Origin of the sequence: Methylobacter sp. (assembly GCF_004322395.1) — a bacterium.
Classification (GTDB): domain Bacteria; phylum Pseudomonadota; class Gammaproteobacteria; order Methylococcales; family Methylomonadaceae; genus Methylobacter_A.
The window spans coordinates 96,014-116,404 of record NZ_SCTW01000060.1; the positions used below are offsets into that span (position 1 = coordinate 96,014).

General features: G+C 46.6%; 11 protein-coding genes. 5 read left to right on the plus strand and 6 right to left on the minus strand.

Annotated features, from left to right (window positions below; translation table 11 throughout):
* Window positions 1-255 precede the first annotated feature (255 nt).
* The 3 genes from EPO18_RS09055 to EPO18_RS09065 all read left to right on the plus strand — a co-directional run bounded on the left by EPO18_RS09055 (window position 256) and on the right by EPO18_RS09065 (window position 6,453).
* Window positions 256-2,052: a GGDEF domain-containing protein gene (locus EPO18_RS09055; RefSeq protein WP_292433037.1), complete on the plus strand. Its 1,797-nt coding sequence runs from the start codon at window positions 256-258 to the stop codon at window positions 2,050-2,052.
* 80 nt (window positions 2,053-2,132) lie between these two features.
* Window positions 2,133-4,508, plus strand: coding sequence for a methyl-accepting chemotaxis protein (locus tag EPO18_RS09060; RefSeq protein ID WP_292433038.1), 2,376 nt, complete (start codon window positions 2,133-2,135; stop codon window positions 4,506-4,508).
* Window positions 4,509-5,283: 775 nt separating this feature from the next.
* Window positions 5,284-6,453: a putative bifunctional diguanylate cyclase/phosphodiesterase gene (locus EPO18_RS09065; RefSeq protein WP_292433039.1), complete on the plus strand. Its 1,170-nt coding sequence runs from the start codon at window positions 5,284-5,286 to the stop codon at window positions 6,451-6,453.
* 172 nt (window positions 6,454-6,625) lie between these two features.
* On the opposite strand, the gene eutC is transcribed toward EPO18_RS09065, so the two are convergent.
* The 6 genes from eutC to EPO18_RS09095 all read right to left on the minus strand — a co-directional run bounded on the left by eutC (window position 6,626) and on the right by EPO18_RS09095 (window position 15,364).
* On the minus strand, window positions 6,626-7,429 hold the full coding sequence (eutC, locus tag EPO18_RS09070; RefSeq protein WP_292433040.1) for an ethanolamine ammonia-lyase subunit EutC: 804 nt from the start codon (window positions 7,427-7,429) through the stop codon (window positions 6,626-6,628).
* A 4-nt stretch (window positions 7,430-7,433) separates the two neighbouring features.
* Window positions 7,434-8,840 (minus strand): ethanolamine ammonia-lyase subunit EutB, encoded by a 1,407-nt coding sequence (locus EPO18_RS09075; RefSeq protein ID WP_292433041.1) that lies wholly within the window; start codon window positions 8,838-8,840, stop codon window positions 7,434-7,436.
* A 210-nt stretch (window positions 8,841-9,050) separates the two neighbouring features.
* On the minus strand, window positions 9,051-10,319 hold the full coding sequence (locus EPO18_RS09080; protein ID WP_292433042.1) for an esterase/lipase family protein: 1,269 nt from the start codon (window positions 10,317-10,319) through the stop codon (window positions 9,051-9,053).
* A gap of 794 nt (window positions 10,320-11,113) precedes the next feature.
* Window positions 11,114-13,069: an Ig-like domain-containing protein gene (locus EPO18_RS09085; protein ID WP_292433043.1), complete on the minus strand. Its 1,956-nt coding sequence runs from the start codon at window positions 13,067-13,069 to the stop codon at window positions 11,114-11,116.
* Window positions 13,070-13,276: 207 nt separating this feature from the next.
* Window positions 13,277-14,488, minus strand: coding sequence for an MGDG synthase family glycosyltransferase (locus EPO18_RS09090; protein ID WP_292433044.1), 1,212 nt, complete (start codon window positions 14,486-14,488; stop codon window positions 13,277-13,279).
* Window positions 14,489-14,578: 90 nt separating this feature from the next.
* A complete protein-coding gene (locus EPO18_RS09095) occupies window positions 14,579-15,364 on the minus strand; it encodes a UDP-2,3-diacylglucosamine diphosphatase (protein WP_292433045.1) in 786 nt (261 codons plus the stop codon).
* A 194-nt stretch (window positions 15,365-15,558) separates the two neighbouring features.
* Here EPO18_RS09095 and EPO18_RS09100 point away from each other — a divergent pair, with 194 nt between their 5' ends.
* Both EPO18_RS09100 and EPO18_RS09105 read left to right on the plus strand, forming a co-directional pair.
* Complete coding sequence (locus EPO18_RS09100) at window positions 15,559-17,160, plus strand: bifunctional GNAT family N-acetyltransferase/carbon-nitrogen hydrolase family protein (RefSeq protein WP_292433046.1); 1,602 nt, start codon at window positions 15,559-15,561, stop codon at window positions 17,158-17,160.
* A 423-nt stretch (window positions 17,161-17,583) separates the two neighbouring features.
* On the plus strand, window positions 17,584-20,097 hold the full coding sequence (locus EPO18_RS09105) for a glycogen/starch/alpha-glucan phosphorylase (protein ID WP_292433047.1): 2,514 nt from the start codon (window positions 17,584-17,586) through the stop codon (window positions 20,095-20,097).
* Window positions 20,098-20,391 lie beyond the last annotated feature (294 nt).

Here is a 20,391-nt window from a genome sequence, read left to right on the forward strand (position 1 = left end):
GGAAATATCTAAATCTCTTTGGGAAACGGATTTTGAAGCGAAGGGTTATTGAACTTCTCAAAGCTGATTCTGAGCTTTCCGAGGTCACACAAATTAAATGCTGTAAACAGTACTATAAATATGCTGAGCTTCGAAAGCATATCCTGTAACCTACTTTTTTCGGATTGTCATACTACGATAATCAATTTGTAATATTCATGTAATAAACCAGTCATATTCTGAGCAAAGCATTTACCGTAAGACTCGGAATATTACATGTCTCTCCTGCAAAATGAGCTAATAAAAACGCTCAATAACAAGCTGTTAACGCCTCATTTTCAGCCGATTGTATCTATATACCATAAAAATATCATGGGTTATGAGGCTTTAATCCGAGGCCCTTCCGACAGTCCATTACACAGTCCGTTCAATTTATTTGATACGGCGGAACGTTTTGATTTGAGCGCAAAACTTGAATACATCTGCCGGGAAGTCACTATAAAGCGCTACGCCAGCTTAAATATCAAAGAGAAGCTGTTTATTAATGTAAGTCCTTCCGTACTGTTACAACCGGACTTCAAAAAAGGAGAGACACTCAAGCTTCTGGAACAATTCGGTGTCGATCCTCGTTCAATCGTTATTGAATTAACCGAGCATCAGCCGACCGATGATTTTCCGTTAATGCTTGAAGCGGTTACCCATTATAGAAAAATGGGCTTTGAAATAGCGATTGACGACTTAGGCGCGGGATACTCAGGATTAAGGCTCTGGTCGGAACTACAGCCTGAATTTGTCAAAATAGACATGCATTTTATCCAAGGTATCCATAATGACCCGGTCAAGCTTAATTTTGTCCGCTCCATTCAAAATATTGCCAGCTCACTCAATTGCAGCGTTATAGCCGAAGGCATTGAAACAGAAGATGAATTTAAAGCCGTAGAACAACTTGGAATTACTCATGCTCAAGGCTATTATTTTGCCCGGCCGGCGGCGGCCCCTTTAGGCAAAGTTAATAAATCGTTATTTATTACCAGCAATCAGCCGAATCAATTTAACGCTATAAAAGCAGCTCATATCGCTAAATTTATAACGCCCGTTTCATCGGAAACCGCGATCAGTGATGTCATGGGCTTGTTTCATAGCGATAGTGACTTAACCATTCTGCCGCTGGTTGACGACGATGTGGCTTCGGGCATTATTTTTCGCGATCACTTTCTATTCAAACTATTTTCCAACCGCTATGGCATAGAGTTATATGGAAAAAAGCCGATAAAATCGTTCATAGAATATCCCCCGTTAAGTTTTGATCAAAATACAGCTATTGAATTAGTCAGTAAACAGCTGACCTCAACGATGCGCAACGATCAAGCTTTTATTATTACCAATAACGGAGAATATTTAGGTGTAGGAACGATACTGAATTTGCTTGAAGAAATCACCCGTCAGCAAATCCATAATGCCAAACACGCTAATCCCCTTACGTTATTGCCCGGCAGCGTCCCTATCAATGATCGGATCAACCGACTACTGGCCGCCAAAAGGCCTTTCAGTTTCGGCTACTTCGATCTTGATCATTTCAAGCCATTTAATGACGTATATGGCTACAGTGCAGGCGATGATTTTATTAAAGCGGTTGCCAATACATTGACTCAATACATTTCCTCAGAAAGCGGCTTAGTCGGTCACATAGGCGGGGATGATTTTATCGCCATCTTCTTTGGCGATGACTGGTTAACATGCTGTGAAAACATTCTGAATGCCTTTGAAAAAACCGTACCGCACTATTACAAAGATGAAGATATAAAAGCAGGCGGCATTTATGCAGAAAACAGAGCAGGAGAAAGCTGTTTTTTTCCTATGATTAGCTTATCGGTTGGACTCGTAGACTCCGATTCAACAAGTCAGTGCCAATCTCATGTCGGTATAGCCGATTTGGCTTCCGAAGCCAAAAAACAGGCCAAAAAGATTGAAGGGAACAGTTTTTTTATTGGTCAGCGTAAAGCAGTAAAAACTCAGGAAAACCATCAATCGTTTGCTCATAAATCAGTCTTAAAACTACAAGCAGTTAATTAAACCACAAACGCGGATACGCACTTTATCTCGTTTCCATGCGCAGGTGTGGCAACGGGCAATCATATAAAAAGGATCTTAAAATGTTTGGCTACATAAGTTTTAAAACACGCATAATGCTCGGCTTTCTTGCGATTATCGGCTTGATGATAGGCATTGTTGCTTTAGCTTTGTTTAATTTTTCGCAGACCCAACGCGACGTGGCGAAAGTGGACGATACTTTTCTACCCAATGCCCTGTTAGCAGAGCGAATGGCTATTTATACCGTACAGGTACAACAATTGTTCGCCCAAGCGTCAATCAGCCAGGATCCGGACAGTTTTCAGGATGCAGAACGGGCTGCCGAGGACTTTAAACAGGGCATCGTGCAATTTCGTGAGCGTCTGGTCGAAGAAAATGCGGCAAAAACAACCCCGGAGTCAACGGCGAATAAACAGGGCCGTGCAACGACATTGGATAACTTCGCAACACCCGAACAAAAATTGAAAGAATTAGCCGCTCTTGAGACCGGCTTCGACTGGTATTTCAGTGAAGGCAAACGCATGACCACCGTTTATGCTAATGAAGGTGTCGATGCCGGTAATTTAGTCTTGAAAGATTTTAATAAACTGGCAAAGAACTTACGATCGCAACTGAATAGAATTAAAAATCAGGGTGTGAATGACGCCAAAAATAACGCTCATGAGATCACTGAATCAACAAAACAGGCGACTAAGACTATGCTGGTTATATCTTTGGCCGGCATCAGCTTGGGATTCGGTATTGCTATCTATTTAACACGCTACCTAGACAAGCGGTTAGGCATTGATCCTTACTTTGCAAAAGGGATTGCTATGGAAATTGCCAAAGGCGATTTAACTCGGGATATTCAGGTTAACCAAAAAGACAACAGCAGCTTGTTATATGCGATGAAACACATGCAGCAACAACTGCTGGAGCGTATAACGGCGGATCGTAAGGCTGCTGACGAAACCTTGCGCGTCAAGATTGCTCTGGATAATGTCAGTACCGGGGTAATGATTGCCGATAACGACCGAAACATTATTTACGCCAATCGGGAAGTGATCAATATACTCAACAAGACGGAAGTAAAAACCAGCCAGAAATTGTCAAAATTCTCTATCGATAGCTTGGTCGGCGCCAATATGGATGATTTTCACAAAAAACCATCGACTCAGGCGGCAACGATCAATACTTTAACTGGCACTTATCAAGCCGGCATGATGGTGGGTGACCGTTCAATGGTAGTGATCGCTAATCCGGTCATCAATGATCAAGGCCAGCGACTGGGCACAGTGGCCGAATGGCATGACCGTACCGACGAGGTAATGGCCGAGAACGAGGTCGCTGCGATTGTCGAAGCTGCTGCTATGGGTGACTTCAGTATGCGTTTTGATTTGGAAAGCAAGGAGGGCTTTTTACGTCAACTGGGCCTAGACATTAACCGGCTTGTGCATACCAGCGAAACCGGACTTAACGAAGTTGTGCGGGTGCTCAATGCCTTGTCTCGCGGTGATCTGACCGAAAATATTACTAATGACTATTCCGGTATCTTTGGACAACTTAAGGATGACTCCAATACCACGGTAGCCAAACTTAAAGACATCATTAGCCAAATCAAGGATGCTGCTGACGGTATTGATACCGGGACTAAAGAAATCGCTTCCGGCAATAATAATCTGTCGCACCGCACTGAACAGCAAGCCGCCAGCCTAGAACAAACCGCCGCCAGCATGGAACAACTAACCTCAGCCGTGCAGCATAATGCCAAAAACGCCCAACATGCAAACCAACTTGCTGTTGACGCCACGGACATCGCAGGCAAAGGTGTTGAAGTGGTCGGCCAAGTTATTGCGACGATGAGCGAAATCAATGAGTCTTCACGCAAAATCGGGGACATTATCTCAGTGATCGACGATATTGCTTTCCAGACCAACATACTTGCTTTGAACGCTGCTGTAGAAGCCGCCCGAGCCGGTGAGCAGGGCAGAGGCTTTGCCGTTGTGGCCGTAGAAGTGCGCAATCTTGCACAACGCGCCGCAGCGGCTGCCGGAGAAATTAAAGACCTGATTAACGATTCGGTAGACAAGGTCTCAGGAGGCAGTCAGCTGGTTGCCAAGGCAGGGCTGACCATGGAAGAAATTGTCACCTCCATCCGTGGCGTTACAGACATGATGGCCGAAATTACCGCAGCCTCAGCCGAACAAAGTTCCGGCATCGAGCAGGTCAATCAAGCCATTGCTCAAATGGATGATGTAACCCAACAAAATGCCGCCTTGGTAGAGCAAGCCGCAGCGGCAGCCGAATCGCTGGAAGAACAGTCGCAAAACCTGGTCGCCACGGTAAACAGTTTTAAAGTGGATGCCAGTCCGGATAGCTTTCATTGCCTTATATCCGATTCCAAGCCTTCCATAACCCCGAATAAAACGCCAGTGGCAACCGCTGATGCGGTTACCTGAGAAGAGCTAAAGGGCGACCGGCCGGTCGCCGCTACTATGGATACCTGATTTTTAGGTTTATAGGGCTTCGACTGTTCGGTAAACCCAGCCTGGTTGGGTTGCAATAGTCGTCGGTTGGGAGAAAATCCTGCCTGATTTAGAGCCAGTCAACTCATCCAATCCAGTCAGAATAATCCGCTTTAGTTATTCAAGAAACAGGCAACGGCAACCAAAAAATGCCGCGGTAAAATCTAACTCATATAGATTTCAACAAGCTGCGGTATTTATCTCATTTTTTATCAAGTGTGGAAGTATAAGTGTCATCTTAAGGAAATATTCATGTAACAAAAGCCCTTTATGCTGGTCTTTACTTCAATACGATTATGGGATATTGGATGCCGGATCTACTGAAAGAAATAATCAATATTCTTGATGGAAAACTGCTAACGCCACATTTTCGGCCTATTGTTTCGTTGAATCAAAAGAAAGCTCCGGGTTACGAAGCGTTAAGTCGTAGCCCATACGATAGCGCAGTGCATAGCCCATTTAACTTTATCACTGTCGAGCAATATAATTTAAACACTAGGCTTGAGTTTTTCTGCCGGGAGATAACCATACAAAGCTACGCCGATCCTGGATATTAAAGAAAAAGCTGTTTATTAGCGCCAGCCCTTTGGTGCTGCTACAACCCGGAAATTAAAAAAAGGAGAATGCTCGGATTACTGGACCGATACGGCATTATCCTCGATCTGTAACTGCTGGTTTTTGTTGATGACGATTGGGAGGGCTTTTAAGAATGACAGCTTCTTTTGTTACACAGACTACCAATGATAATCATATTGCTGAAAAAGTTATGCCTAAAAAACCGAAGAAAACAGTAGCCCGGACTAAGCAAAATCAAAATGCCTTACACAAAAACAAAATCGAGGCTTTGCAAGCATTACAAAATAGCATGGGTAAGCTACATGTTTTTAGTACCCAGCTTACTTACCTAATCGATTCGATTTCAGATACCGTCCTGCTTAACGATAGAGAAGGACGCAAGTTGATCACCAATGAGCTGACCAAAAATCTTTTTAGACAGCACGACCTTAATTGGTACGGTAAAGCCGATATAGCATTAGCTATAGCGCGCCAACAGGCAGGCGCGAACCATGCGTATGACGAAATGTCGCTGAAATCGGAGCTACATTCTGCATTAGCTAAGCGCCAGTTTAAGCTTTACTACCAAATTCAAGTAAACAGCGATCGTCAAATTCTCGGTGCAGAAGCCCTGTTGCGTTGGAAGCATCCGGAATACGGATTGGTTACTCCCGATCAATTCATCCCCATAGCAGAACAAACAGGCCTGATCCTGCCCATAGGTATATGGGTGCTAAATGCCGCTTGTAAGCAACTAAAACTGTGGCAGAGCGACTCTGTTAAAAAGGATTTATCAATCGCCATCAACATCAGCCCCAGCCAATTTAGTCATCCGGAATTCGTTGAACAGTTGAGCTATATACTGAATAAAACCGGTATAAATCCCGCCCTGCTTAAACTGGAATTGACCGAAAGTCTGATGTTGCACGACATCTCCAACACCATCGAAAAAATGGAGATGCTCAAATCGATGGGTATCCAATTCTCAATGGATAACTTCGGTACGGGTTATTCTTCTCTGTTTCATCTAAAGAAATTACCTATTGACCAGTTAAAGATCGATCAGTTTCTGATGCGCGACATCGTTATCGACAACTTCGATGCGATGATTGTAAAAGCCATCGTAGAAATGACTAATAAGCTGGGAATCAGCGTGACTGCCGGAGGCGTGGAAACCGAACAACAATTTATCTGTCTAAAACGTTTCCAGTGTTCTTCCTACCAAGGCTACCTGTTCGGTAAGCCAATGCCGCTGAATAAGTTTGAGGAGCTGATTAGCCAAGTCACACAGAACGGCCAGTCCACGAAGGAAATTATCGAATGAAGCTCGTCAATCGCGAATGATGAGCTTCCTTTTCTCGTTTCCTCTTCCCGAACAGGAACGAAAAGAATGGATTTTTATGTCCCTTGCCGGACACTGATGAAAACCGCCGCTTCGAATCCTAAAAACGGCGGTTGATCGAATTGCCTTATACGAAAACGACAGACAAACAAATTTAATTCAGTAAAAAATTAGCCTGTTTTTGCAGATCATTTGGTGCCGTGTCGGTGGTTTGATCTTTTAAATTAATACCCGAGAGCTGTAATTTTTCGGCCTCATCGACTAAAAACAGCAATTTCTTTAGCGCCTGCTGATAACTCAGTCCGTTATCATGGATATTGGAGATGCAATTGCGGTCGGCATCGGTGCTTATGCCCGATCTGGCCTGATAGGTGAAGTAAATACCCATACTGTCGGGCGAGCTTAAGCCCGGTCTTTCACCGATCAATACGATACACAGGCTGGCTGCATAGTGTTCCGCAATAGCATCGCCAATGGCTACACGCCCGTGTTTTACCAAACACACCGGAGGCAGTCTGTAGTCTTTTCGTTGCAGCTCGGGCAACAATAAACTCAGGAACGGTTCAGCGTGATGTTCAATGGCTGTAGAAGATAAACCGTCGGCAACAACGACAACCGCGTCAAACGGGATGAGCGCGCTATGCTGTAAACAGGCCATAGACGATGCGCTTAATAAGCGTCCGAGATCGGGGCGCTGTAAATACACAGACTGATTTTCCGCTTGGGTTTGCAAGGTTAGCGTCTGAAAGCCATGCACATTCAAGCGCTGTTCGAGTCCTGCAAAATCCAGTGGGATATTGACCGCATCACGGGCCAACGCATGCGCTAACTGAAAATCCAGACAAGCGCTTGTTGGCAGGCTCATTCCCGCACGCCCTAATGCGATACGCGCAGGGGTGAATTGCTTCAAGTTGTGCCAAGGGTCTTCGGTAGTTGTCGGTTCATTAGAGTCGCTCATCGCCTTACTCACTCAGGTTTTGTAGAGACGATTTAAATAATACCGGTACATCGGGCCGTTGTTGCAACTGATTTTCGGCATTAAAAATCCCGTGTTGTTGCAGCCATTGCTCGAACTCGGGCGCGGGTCGCAATCCCAGTACCTGACGCACATAAAGTGCATCATGGAAAGACGTGGATTGATAATTGAGCATCACATCATCAGCACCGGGAACGCCCATAATAAAAGTACCGCCGGCAACGGCAAATTGGGTTAGCAGCATATCCATATCGTCCTGATCGGCTTCGGCATGGTTGGTGTAACAGACATCGCACCCCATTGGAAGGCCCAGTAATTTACCGCAAAAATGATCTTCCAGACCGGCGCGTATAATCTGCTTGCCGTCGTAAAGATATTCCGGGCCGATAAAACCGACCACGGTATTAACCAGCAACGGTTTAAATTTGCGTGCGACAGCATAAGCCCTGGCTTCACAGGTTTGCTGGTCCAGTCCTTGATGAGCATTGGCCGACAGCGCACTGCCTTGACCGGTTTCAAAATACATGCAGTTATCACCCAACGTCCCGTTTTCGAACAGGCTGCCGCGCCCCAGCTCCAGTGCAGCCAGCCGGGCTTCGTTTAATAAATCCAAGTTGATGCCAAAGCTGTCATTGGCTTTTTGAGTTCCGGCAATGGATTGAAACACCAAATCAACCGGCGCGCCCTGTTCGATAGCTTTCAAAGTCGTCGTCACATGAGTCAGTACGCAAGATTGCGTCGGTATTTGATAACGTTCGATTACATCATGCAGCATGTGCAGCAAGCGCAAGGTCGCCTCAATATTATCGGAAGCCGGGTTAATGCCGATAACGGCATCGCCGCAACCGTACAGCAAGCCATCCAGCAGGCCGGCAGCAACACCGGCCGGACTATCGGTAGGATGATTGGGTTGCAACCGTGTAGATAAGCGGTTTTCCAGGCCGATAGTGTTCCTAAAGCGAGTAATAACGCGGCATTTTTTAGCAACCAGAATCAAATCCTGTATACGCATGATTTTCGAGACAGCTGCTACCATTTCCGGCGTCAAGCCTGAAGCTATAGCGGTTAATATTTCAGTTGTCGCGTGCTCGGACAGCAACCAGTTACGGAAATCGCCGACCGTCAGATGACTAACGGCCGCAAAAGCGGAGCCGTCATGCTCGTCAATAATCAAGCGGGTGATTTCGTCCTGTTCATAAGGCACCAGCGCTTCATTAAGAAACTGTTTTAGCGGCACGTCGGCAAGAACCCACTGTGCGGCGACCCGCTCAAGATTATTAACGGCTCCCACGCCGGCCAGATAATCGCCCGACCTTGATGGAGTAGCCTTAGCCATCAGGTTACGTAGCGTTTTAAAATCGTAGGCCTGATGGGTTATATGGGTCTTATACATGAGTGACTTATCGAGATATTCAGGATGCTCAAGATAGCATGACATTATGAAGGCGATGTTACATATAATTACAGAGGATAAATCATAGCAAGCAGTTCGCATTAAGCAACGCGGAAGCTGGAATTTATGCCACGTCTTTCACTGCGCAGGGCTGTAATAAGAGCTGATGTGAATGCAATTCGATAGTTTGTTCTATGCTATTTTACAAACCTATTGTAAATCCCTCAAAATTTCTGCCCATACGCCAATATCCGTTGTCTCACAGGTGTGAGTTTCGCCTATGTTCCCGATAGAAGGTACAGTTATTTTATTGCCACATGCTCGGAAAGGAATATTAATCCGGACTGATTTCTGTTGAGTAAGATTTCCGGTTATCATCCTCAGGTCCTGGGAAATATCCGATACGATGCCATCCCCATTTTTAAAATCAACGAGATTGACCAAAGTAGGTTGACCCGTTCCAATGATCGAAACATAAGAGATATCGGACGGAAGGGGATGAGCAGTTAAGTCATTAAGAACATTTAGAGCCGAACTGGTTGGCATTAAATCCTCGACCGCAATACTGTTTGAATCAATATGCAAAGGTAGAAGCTCGCAAATCCCGACATCAACAGAAATATCGAGAATATCGATCTGATTGTGGCATGCCTCAGCCCAGAAACTTCCTTGGTGCGGCGCCCCAACGGTAATGAGTTTCGCAACATTCTCCCTATAAGGAGTTGTCGTTACGGAATTTAACTCTCGTGCCAATCCTTCCAGGTATTCTCTTGCAGCAAGCCCTCCTATGCTATGGCTAATCAGAAGAACTTTCGTTTTCCCGGGGTTTGCATCTAAGACCGCTTTAATGATTGCAGCCAGTTCGCCTGCCAATACATCAAAAGGTAAATCCTGATTATCGGAGAAATTCAACGTGTAGAAGTCGCCGGCGCTGCCTGTACATGCAACACTTGAGTCGGATGGGCAACTGATATCAACCGTTTTTGTGGTTTGGTTGTAAGCAGGGATTCCGCCGAATGTCCAATAGCCGTTGTTTATCAAATAATTTCTGAAGGGCGTCCATGTGACTGCGGAAGACGCTAAACCATGAATAAATATGACAGGGTATGGCTTCGCTCCACATCCTGACATTGTCAGCCAAGCGGATAAATCTCCCAGATCCTGCCAGGCGCCCTCCGGCCCCAGGTAATACACATGGTCGTCGGCGGAGGAAACGCCCAGATAAGCATTGGTGCTCGGATAATAGCGATAGGTGTAGGGCGAAAAAAACTGCACACCTGACACCGGCGGTGAAAATAGGTTGGGATAGAATGTTTGCGCCCAATTGAACGAGCATTCGATATTTTTAAGCGACGGCGCGGTATTGGCAGTTTGCACAGGAGAGTTAATAGCCGCTGCTGTGTTGCAGATCACTACGAGAATCAGCAATCCTAATGTCCTCGCAAGTAAGGGATAGCTTTTGCGTTGTTGGTTGTTCATGGTCTTAACCCAAAGGGTACGTGAAGCGCTTTCGCTTATAGATAAAAAGCCGAACTACCGGGTTTCTTTAGTTACGTGATTGGATTTATTATCCCGTGCTCTTTCAATATTAAAATCGGCGCAAATACTTAAGCAATACTACGCAATAGTCTACGAACGACCAATCCCGATTGAGTTGGCCTTTGCTACGATTCGCCATCGAACCCCACGAGAACCAAGAATTGAGTCTCGCTGAATACGTTTGTAGGGGCGGATTTAACTCCGAAGTGCAAAATTCAGTCATCCTGAGCCTGTCGAAGGATTTAATCAGCGTTTCTTTGACTAATCCCCAAAAGCAACTTGCAAAAGTTCTAAATGACGGTGTATATAAATTCTTGGCAACTTTTTACTATTTTTGGTTGCACTCAAACTATTAGTTATACGTAGTTCTGTAGCGCCATTTAATAACTACTTTCAGAGCGAGATTTTTATGCCATTATCCATTCAAGCATTGCTGTTATCGTTTGTGTTTTATCTTTTGACGATCAATATATTCTGGTTGTTTGCCACGCTGGCTTGTTTAGTAGTGGTACTAATCGGCAGATTTAATAGACAACGGGAGACAGAATAGAAGTCCTCTATGCTGTTGCGTGTAAGGTGGATATAAGAGTCTGTCGGATTTAACAAAGAAAATGAAGCTGAGCCCCTAACCCTCTCCCATCGGGAGAGGGAACTAACAGCGTTAACTTTTCGTATAGCGTGATTGCTCTGGATAAGAGAGGGCTTTACCGTACCCCCTCGGGTCGATTCCGGCATTATTGATGTGTCGCCACGATTTCGACGGCAGCATAGTTCCATTGGTTGCTGGTAGGCTCTGTGTCGCGGATATCGACCAGACCATTGACAGCGGAAGGCTCCGTTGTCGACTGCACCCAAAAGGTGTTGCCGTCCTTCGAGTCAAGCTCCTGATGGACGAGTTCCTGCCCGCTCACCGGTGTCCTGGCAATTGCGCCGTCCCCGTCATTGCCGACCGCAAATACCCAGTCGCCGGCGACTACGCCGGGAAGATAAATGTCCGGCGCGCCGGACGGTGCACCGGCTCGGCCTACTACGCTGGTGCCGGCGGCATTGGTAAACGCGATCACGGATAAAGAACCATGAAAGTCACCATCGGCTCCATGCAGCGATTCAACGGTCACATTGCTTAAAGTTCCATTGGCGCGCGCCGACCAAATTTCCGATGTGCCGGATTGAGTGTTGCTGCGCGCGAGGAGCGTCCAAGTTAAACCTGCACCGCTTAAGTTCGTGATTTGTGCAGAATCGGAAGGCCCATCGTAAGCCAAGAAAGCAACAAGCAGGTCATTTTCCGTAGTGGTTGAGAAAGGGGGTGTGGTTAGAGTGCCTTCGCCGTCTACGGAAATTGAAACGTCTTTTCCGATCAGTTTAGCGGGATGGCTGTTGTTCACGGTCGGTATGACCGGTGTTGAGTTGCTGATGTTGCCCAGATTGTCGGTGGCTGACGCCTTGAGCTGATGCGGTCCGTCCCCCACCGTGGTAGTGTCCCAGGAAATCATGTAGGGCGGTGAAGTCGCCGTACCCACCGATACATTGTCAACGAAGAATTCTACGTTTGCTATTGGCTGGTTACTGGCGACTATCGCATAAAGAGCGGCCGTCGAGGATAAAATGGAGCCATCCGCCGGGTCTGTGAGTTGCACAACCGGTCCGCTGCCGGCCGCGTTGTTAACGGTCACCACGGCAATTTCCGAGGTGCCTATAATGCCGGTGGCAGGATCTGTAGTTTGAGCGGCCAGCCAGTGGCTTCCGTCCGGTACGGTTGTGGTATTCCAGGTAAGGTCGTACGACGGGCCGGCGGATACGATTGGACCGTGGGGCAGACCATCAAGCAAGTATTGTACGCCGCTTGCCGTCGCAGGGCTTGAGGTTAGTGTGACATTGCCGGATACAACGGTGCCGGGCGCGGGCGTGGTCAATGTGATGGCCGGCGGATTGTCCAGAACCGGGACAACGGTTTTCTGCACCTGAACGTTGTTGCCGCTGATTGTAAGTAACACATCGGTCTCGTTGTTGGTCTTGTCGCTCTCTGCGAAGTAATTGTTTGCATCAGCCACTGCCTTCAACCAGTAAGTGCCGTCGGACAAATCCCCAATGACGATGGATTGGCCTGGGGCGGATTTGTCGTACTCGTCGACTGCTCCGATATGCAGCCCGCGTAAACTAGTAGGGTCCGAGCACGAGCCAAAATCGCCGGTTTCACCGGCCTGGGGCAGCGACGGATCGTAGATGAAGGAGTCATTAATACAAAACCCGTTTTTCTCGCTGATAGCAATCAGGTTACCGGGCCCGCCGTCTGGACCTGAAGTGTCGTAGAGTCCAAAAGTCACTAAAGGAAAATGAAAGTGTCCATGCTCCGAATGGAAAATGAATGCTCCCGCCACAGGCGTTTTCATATCGAGCGACCACCCACCCGATGAGCTGTATGAATAGACATATTGGGTTCCCTGGTAGTTGCCGGAGGCGGAATTGAGGGCCGGCTGAATTACAAGCGGACCAGGTCCCGCATTGAAAGTGTCATGGGTATATTGAAATTGTCTATTGCTTCCGGAACCTACGATTGAAATCTCGTCTGGCGGAATGATGGCCTGAAGATCGGGGTAACGCAGGGAGGAAGACGTTCCGGTACCGATGCCCGCAAGTAAAGGTTGAGCGAAAACAAAATAAAAAGCTATAACAAAGATAGAATACCTCATGACTTACTCCTGAATTTAAATTTATCGGACTAATATCTTGGGTTTTCCAGAACCGGCTGTTATTAGAGACCCTAAATCATGATCGGTAAATAAGCATTTATATCTATTTTTATAAAAATTATCGTAAAAAAGCGATATTTAACTGAATTTTCATCTGAAACAGATAAAAATGCGAGATGGGGCGGCCTTGGAAAGCGAGCTGTTCGCTCACTCCGGTCCAGCCGCTAAGGCAATCGCCGTCCGTTGATTTTTGGTGAATGATAGCGGCGGAAGACGATCTTCGAGCAAGGTATCGACGATGGTTGCAGAGGCATTGGGTTTGGCAAAACGCAAGGCGTTGAATTTCATCCGAGTCAACCTATCCGGATCTTCCAGCAATCTCTCTAGCTTGAAGGGGAGGATGGTCAAATCGTTGCACTTGACAGCGATTCCTTCTTCCAAAAGATGATCGCTGTTTCTTTCCTCTTGTCCGGGGATAGGGGACACCACGCACATCGGTAGTCCGCAAGCGATAGCTTCGGAAGTCGTTATGCCGCCGGGCTTACCAATAAAAATGTCGGCAATTTTCATTAGTTTGTGCATTTCGTTGGTGTAACCCAGAACTCTAAACTTGGAACTCCGGCTACCGACTAGCTGTAGGATACGCTGTTTCAGTTCTTCGTTGCGTCCGCAGACAACCACGGTTTGAGCGTCGCTATTCAGGTTGATTAACCGCTCGACCATGTATTCGGTGGGGCCTACGCCAAACGCTCCCGCCGACAGCAGTAATACCGGTTTTTCAGGATTCAATCCCAGCCGGAGCCGCTCTTGTTCGCGGTTGACGGGCTGTTGAAAAACAGGGGCAATGGGTATGCCGGACACGGTAATTCTTTCGCTGGGAATTCCAAGCATTTCAAGATGAGTTTTGGTTTCATCGATAGCGACAAAATAACGATGAAATGAACGCGATAACCACATCGCATGAAAATCGAAATCCGTTACTACAATAGACAGGCGCGCTTGCAGCTGTTGGGTCGCGATCAGGTGGGAGATGATGCCTGCGGGCATGAAGTGGGTGCAGACGGTGATACCCGGGTCGAATTCCTGAATAAACCGCACCAACGGTTTGGTATTGAGCCGATCTATCATGTGCCGCATTCTGTCTGTATGCCACGGTTCATCGCTGGTTTTATACCACCAACCGAGGAAATTCGGCGCAGATCGCACCAGTGATGTATAAAAGCTGGAATAGAAATCCCGGAACAGTTTGTTGGTGTATTGCAGCGCATCATTATTGATGACTTCAGCAACCCGGCCGTCAGCGGCAAAGGAAAGCTCCAATGCTTCGGCAGCTTTGATGTGACCGGTTCCCGCCCCAACCGACATAATTAAAACCCGTTTTTTCATCATTTTATTAACAGCCAACATTCCGTGATTCATAGGATTATTTATCCGGTGCAACTTTTCGTAAGCCAGGGTTATTGCACTGTAAAATAATTAAATTGAATTTATAGAGGGACGAGGGTTCAGTTATTGATGCATGTTGACTTCCAGAGCTTTATCATCGGTAAAAACCGTTTCGGTTTTGCGCCATTTTATAAGTTCTAACATTCCATTGGTGTGTTCCACTATGGCAGTGCAGCTTTCCACGAAATCGCCGGTGTTGATATATAAAAAACCGTCTATCTCCTTAATTTCAGCATGGTGTATATGCCCGCAAATAACGCCATCCAGGTTTTGGTCTTTAAGCGTATTGACGATGCTTTCTTCGTAATCGGAAATAAACTGAACCACATTCTTGACTTTAAATTTGACAAAAGCAGCAAGGGAGAAGCTTGTTTGTATGCCAAACCAAAGCCTGATCATTCGCAGCAAGCGATTAACTTCAATTAGAAAGTCATATCCATTACTGCCTAGCTTGGCAAGCCACCGGTGGCAGGTAGCAATGGTGTCATATTCGTCGCCATGTACAACCAGAAATTGCTTTCCTGCGCATGTGGTATGTATGTCTGTATTTTTGACGATGATGTCGCCAAAAACATAATTGTCGTATTGCCTGACGTTTTCGTCATGGTTGCCGGGTATATAGATGACTTGACAACCATGCCTGGCCTTACGCAGGACTTTTTGAATCACCGTATTATGATCTCTGGGCCAATACATCTTCTTGGAAAGCGACCAAAAATCGATAATGTCGCCCACTAAATAAAGTTTTTCACTGTCGTTGTATTTTAGAAAATCGAGTAAAACATCGGCTTGGCATTGGGTGGAACCCAAATGCAGATCGGAAATCCAGATAGTTCTGTAGGAGTTCATATTTATAACCAGACTGTTAACAGTATATTACAAGCATATGAGGGTGCTATTTATAGGGTTATCGTGGCTCACCAAAGAAATTGAATTTGTTTTTGCATGGCTCTGGGTGGTTTGTTCCGAGGGCTGCACGAATCACGTCATACAGCAAAAGAATTATCCAAGAAAGGCCAGCTTTTGAATGTTAGCAGACGCACATGAAAGTTATATTACAAGTCCCCATTACACCGTCACAAAACTGTCAAAAAGCAAAGTTATACTTTTTGACTATGAGAAAAGACAAAATCAAGAAACACAAGCTTCTACTTCGTCATCTAACTTTTGATGATTACGACAATCTTGCGATTCTAATGGAGCATGTCTACGGTAATTTGGGCGGTGCCTGGAAAAAAGACCAGTACGCTTCACAAATCACCCGTTTCCCTGAAGGACAGATTGTCATTGAGGATAATGGTCAGTTAGTGGCCGCTGCACTAAGTATGATCGTTGATTATAATCGCTTTGGCGATGTTCATACCTATGCTCAAATTACCAGTAATGGCTATCTGACTCATCACGATCCGTTGGGCGATACTTTGTATGGCGTCGATATTTTCGTCCATCCGAAGTATAGAGGCCTACGCTTAGGCCGAAGATTATACGATGCGCGCAAGGAACTATGCCGAAACCTGAACCTGCGCCGGTTTATTGCCGGTGGACGGATTCCCGGTTATGCGAAATACGCCGATACGCTAACGCCGGTGCGTTATATCGAAGAAGTCAAAAGTCGGGAGATATTCGATCCGGTGCTTTCATTTCAACTGTTTAACGGTTTTCATGTCCGTAAACTGCTGACAGGCTATCTTCCCGTAGATGTCGAGTCGAAGGGCTATGCTACGCTTCTTGAATGGCTCAATCTCGATTATGTCGAGAAAACGCCCTCGCTTGGCGGTTCCAAACATATTATCCGTTTAGGCGTTGTGCAATGGCAGATGCGAACCTTGACCAGCGTCGAAGAGTTGCTCAAGCATGCCGAATTTTTTATCGATGCGGTGGCCGGTTATCATGCCGATTTTGTGCTCTTCCCCGAGTACATGAGTGCGCCGCTGATGGGGTTATTTAACGATAAAAATCCTCCCGATGCGATCCGTGCCTTGGCGGGTTTTACCAGTGAAATCCGCAATGGCTTATTGGACATGGCCATGTCTTACAATATTAATATTATTGCCGGTTCCATGCCCGAGTATAGCGCCCATGAACTCTATAATGTGTCGTGGCTGCTAAGGCGTGACGGCACTTTTGAAGCGCAATACAAAATTCACGTTACGACTGATGAAGTCAGTTGCTGGGGCGTGCAAGGCGGTGATGCGCTAAAAGTGTTCGATACCGATTGCGGCAAGATTGCGGTATTGATTTGCTATGATTCCGAGTTCCCGGAACTTGCCCGCTTAGCGACTATCCAGGGTGCGCAAATCATTTTCGTGCCGTTCTGGACCGACACCAAAAATGCCTACCAACGGGTGCGTTATTGCTCTCATGCCCGCGCTATTGAAAATGAATGTTTTGTGGCGATTACCGGCAGCGTCGGCAACTTGCCGCATGCTGAGAACATGGACATTCAATATGCGCAAGCAGCTATTTTCAGTCCCAGCGATTTTTCATTTCCGCATGACGCGATATTAGCGGAAGCGACGCCAAACACTGAAATGACGTTGATCGCCGATGTCAATTTGGATTTATTAAAACAGGTTCGCACACGAGGTGCTGCCCGCAATCTCGAGAATCGGCGGCCGGATTTGTATCGTTTGGAGTGGTTTTAAAAGTAGGTCAATTTCTAATGCATCATCATCGGCAGTTGCGATGTGAGGATCGTAAAGCCAGTTGTAGATACACCGTAACATCACCGTTAAGTTCTGATGTTACGCATTGTCCGCGAAAACCGAAAAAAGGCGATTTGAGCAGAGATAACGAGCAGTTACCGATGTGGGTAGGGCGTGCCGTGCGCGCCTTTAGGATCTGAAGGCGCGCACGGCACGCCCTACGGCATATTGCTTAAGCTGGACAATCGGTGATCTATCTTTTTCGCGGCTGTAATGCAGACTGCGTAACATCAGTTAAGTTGATAAATACGCCGATTCCCAAGCACAACAATAGCAATTCGGCAACTCTCTCTACACAGGGCAAAAATTAACAAGGCCAGTGTGCGTAACATAAAAAATCAAATTTTCTTTCAGGATTAAGTCATGCCCACCAATAAATTCGTAATTAGCAAACCCAAACCATCAATCACCAAACTTCCCGAACAGGGCAGAAAAAAAACGGATTTTATTGACGATTTCAAACAATATTATGTCCATCTGCTGGGCAGGGACGAAAATTGCCGGTCGCCTTACTATGCCGGAGAAGCCTTGTCGCAGGCAATTCGCGACCGCTTGATGGAGCGCTGGAAGATCACGCATCAAACTTATAAAAGCAACGACTGTAGACGGGGCTATTATTTGTCTATGGAGTTTCTTATGGGGCGGAGTTTGAGCAATGCGATGCTTAATCTGGGCGTAACCGATACCGTTACCCAAGCCATGTACGATCTCGGCATTGCGATTGAAGAGCTGATCAGCAGTGAGCAGGATGCAGGGCTTGGCAACGGCGGGCTGGGGCGTCTCGCAGCTTGTTTTATAGACAGCTGCGCGACTTTGCAACTGCCGGTTATCGGTTACGGCTTACGTTACGAATACGGCATGTTTACCCAAACCGTCGTCAACGGCGAACAGGTCGAAAAACCCGACCATTGGCTGCGTCATGGTAACGTCTGGGAAATTGAGCGACTGGAATATTCGCATTCCATTAAATTCGGCGGCCATACCGAAATCCAAACCGATGAAAATGGCAACCAACGGCATTGCTGGATGTCTACCAGTAATGTGCTGGCAGTGCCTTTCGATACGCCGATACCCGGTTACCAAAACGGCACCGTCAATTCATTGCGGCTGTGGAAAGCCGTGGCTACCGAAGAATTCAATCTGGATGAGTTTAATGCCGGTGATTATGCCGAAGCCGTCGCGGCAAAAAATACCGCCGAAAATATCACCATGGTGCTGTACCCGAATGACGCCAATGAAAACGGCAAAGAGCTGAGATTACGGCAACAATATTTCCTGGCTTCCGCCAGTTTGCAGGATGTGCTTGCCCATTGGGTAGGCGGCGTACACGGCAATGATTTCAGCCGGTTTGCCGAAAAAAACTGCTTCCAGTTAAACGACACCCATCCGAGTATTGCAGTTGCCGAATTGATGCGTCTGCTGATGGACATGCACGGCTTGACTTGGGATCAAGCGTGGACAATCACCAAAAACACCATGGCCTATACTAACCACACCTTGCTGCCCGAAGCGTTGGAAAAATGGCCGGTTAGCTTGATGCAACGGTTACTGCCGCGGCTGATGGAGATTATTTTTGAAATTAACGCCTGTTTCATGGCTGAAGTTGCAATGCGTTGGCCCGCCGATAACGAGCGTTTAAGCAGGATGTCGATTATCGAGGAAGGCGATCAGCAACAGGTAAGAATGGCCTATCTGGCTATAGTCGGCAGTTTTTCCGTGAACGGCGTTGCAAAGTTGCATTCCCAGTTATTGCAGCAAAATTTATTCAGCGACTTTTACGCCTTGTGGCCGCAAAAATTCAACAATAAAACCAATGGCGTGACGCCACGGCGCTGGTTGTCCGCCTGCAACCCGGAGTTGGCAAGCCTGATCACGGAAACCATAGGCGACCTTTGGATTACCGATTTATCGCAACTGAAAAGACTGGAACCCTACGCTGAAAATGCCCAATTCCGGCAACGCTGGCGCGCCATCAAACAAGCCGCAAAACAGCGTTTGATCGACTATAAAAAAAGCAAGCACGACACCGAACTGCATTTGAGTGTCGATGCCTTGTTCGATGTGCAGGTTAAACGTATTCATGAATACAAGCGTCAGCTGCTCAATGTATTGCATGTTATTCATCTTTATAACTGTATCAAAAAAGGCGATACGGACAGGGTGCCAAGATGCGTATTAATCGGCGGCAAAGCCGCTCCGGGTTATCGCATGGCAAAAAAGACCATCAAACTGATCAACAATGTTGCGCAGATTATTAATTCGGACCCGGCCGTAGGCGATAAATTAACTTTGTTGTTCTTGCCGGATTATCGCGTTTCGGCTATGGAAAAAATATGTCCAGGCGCCGATTTGTCCGAACAAATATCCACGGCCGGTAAGGAAGCATCGGGCACCGGCAACATGAAGCTGATGATGAACGGCGCGATCACCATCGGCACACTGGATGGCGCGAACATTGAAATCCGTGAAGAAGTGGGCGATGAAAACTTCTTTTTGTTCGGCTTGACCGAAGAGCAAATCGAAGCAAGAAGAGCCCACTACGACCCGCTTGAAATGATCGAACAGGATGAAGACTTGCAGCAGGTCATGCGTCTTCTGGAGTCCGGATATTTTAACCAGTTCGAACCGGGCATATTCGATGATCTGATCAACTCGATAAAAAGCCCGTACGATCCCTGGATGACGATTGCCGATTTCAGGAGTTTTATCGATGCCCAAAAACGCGTTGAAGATGCCTATCGGGACAAGGACCATTGGACCAAAATGAGCATTTTAAATTGCGCGAACAGCGGCAAGTTTTCTACCGACAGGACGATTGGCGAATACAACCGGGATATATGGAAATTAGAACCGCAGCCATCGGTAAAGGGCAAATAATCGCAGATGTCGATTTTACCAAAAGTAGATGTTTCTACCTTCTGCATCCGTGTAGTCGTCACTTCGTGTCTCCAGCAGGAGAGGGAGAGCTTAATGGGGCAGTACGCATTGTGTGCCATAAGCTCGAAAGTAAGTGTTTCCGCAAGCAATACGCTGTTTACATAACCAGGCTCGAGCGAAACTAAGCGCTGATAAGTATTCGTACATATCCAAAAACGCTAAGTTAACGGTTAAGCTATCTGTTCTCCAATGATAATGTTTAAAGTCTCAGGGGAACAAAGCAACTTCACTCCC

Bases quoted from the DNA above. Each gene is read 5' to 3' on its own strand.
- EPO18_RS09085 (WP_292433043.1), bottom strand. From the start codon at position 13,069: ATGAGGTATTCTATCTTTGTTATAGCTTTTTATTTTGTTTTCGCTCAA.
- EPO18_RS09095 (WP_292433045.1), bottom strand. From the start codon at position 15,364: ATGAACTCCTACAGAACTATCTGGATTTCCGATCTGCATTTGGGTTCC.
- EPO18_RS09100 (WP_292433046.1), top strand. From the start codon at position 15,559: ATGAAAGTTATATTACAAGTCCCCATTACACCGTCACAAAACTGTCAA.
- EPO18_RS09075 (WP_292433041.1), bottom strand. From the start codon at position 8,840: ATGTATAAGACCCATATAACCCATCAGGCCTACGATTTTAAAACGCTA.
- EPO18_RS09105 (WP_292433047.1), top strand. From the start codon at position 17,584: ATGCCCACCAATAAATTCGTAATTAGCAAACCCAAACCATCAATCACC.
- EPO18_RS09060 (WP_292433038.1), top strand. From the start codon at position 2,133: ATGTTTGGCTACATAAGTTTTAAAACACGCATAATGCTCGGCTTTCTT.
- EPO18_RS09055 (WP_292433037.1), top strand. From the start codon at position 256: ATGTCTCTCCTGCAAAATGAGCTAATAAAAACGCTCAATAACAAGCTG.
- EPO18_RS09080 (WP_292433042.1), bottom strand. From the start codon at position 10,319: ATGAACAACCAACAACGCAAAAGCTATCCCTTACTTGCGAGGACATTA.
- EPO18_RS09065 (WP_292433039.1), top strand. From the start codon at position 5,284: ATGACAGCTTCTTTTGTTACACAGACTACCAATGATAATCATATTGCT.
- EPO18_RS09090 (WP_292433044.1), bottom strand. From the start codon at position 14,488: ATGAATCACGGAATGTTGGCTGTTAATAAAATGATGAAAAAACGGGTT.
- eutC (WP_292433040.1), bottom strand. From the start codon at position 7,429: ATGAGCGACTCTAATGAACCGACAACTACCGAAGACCCTTGGCACAAC.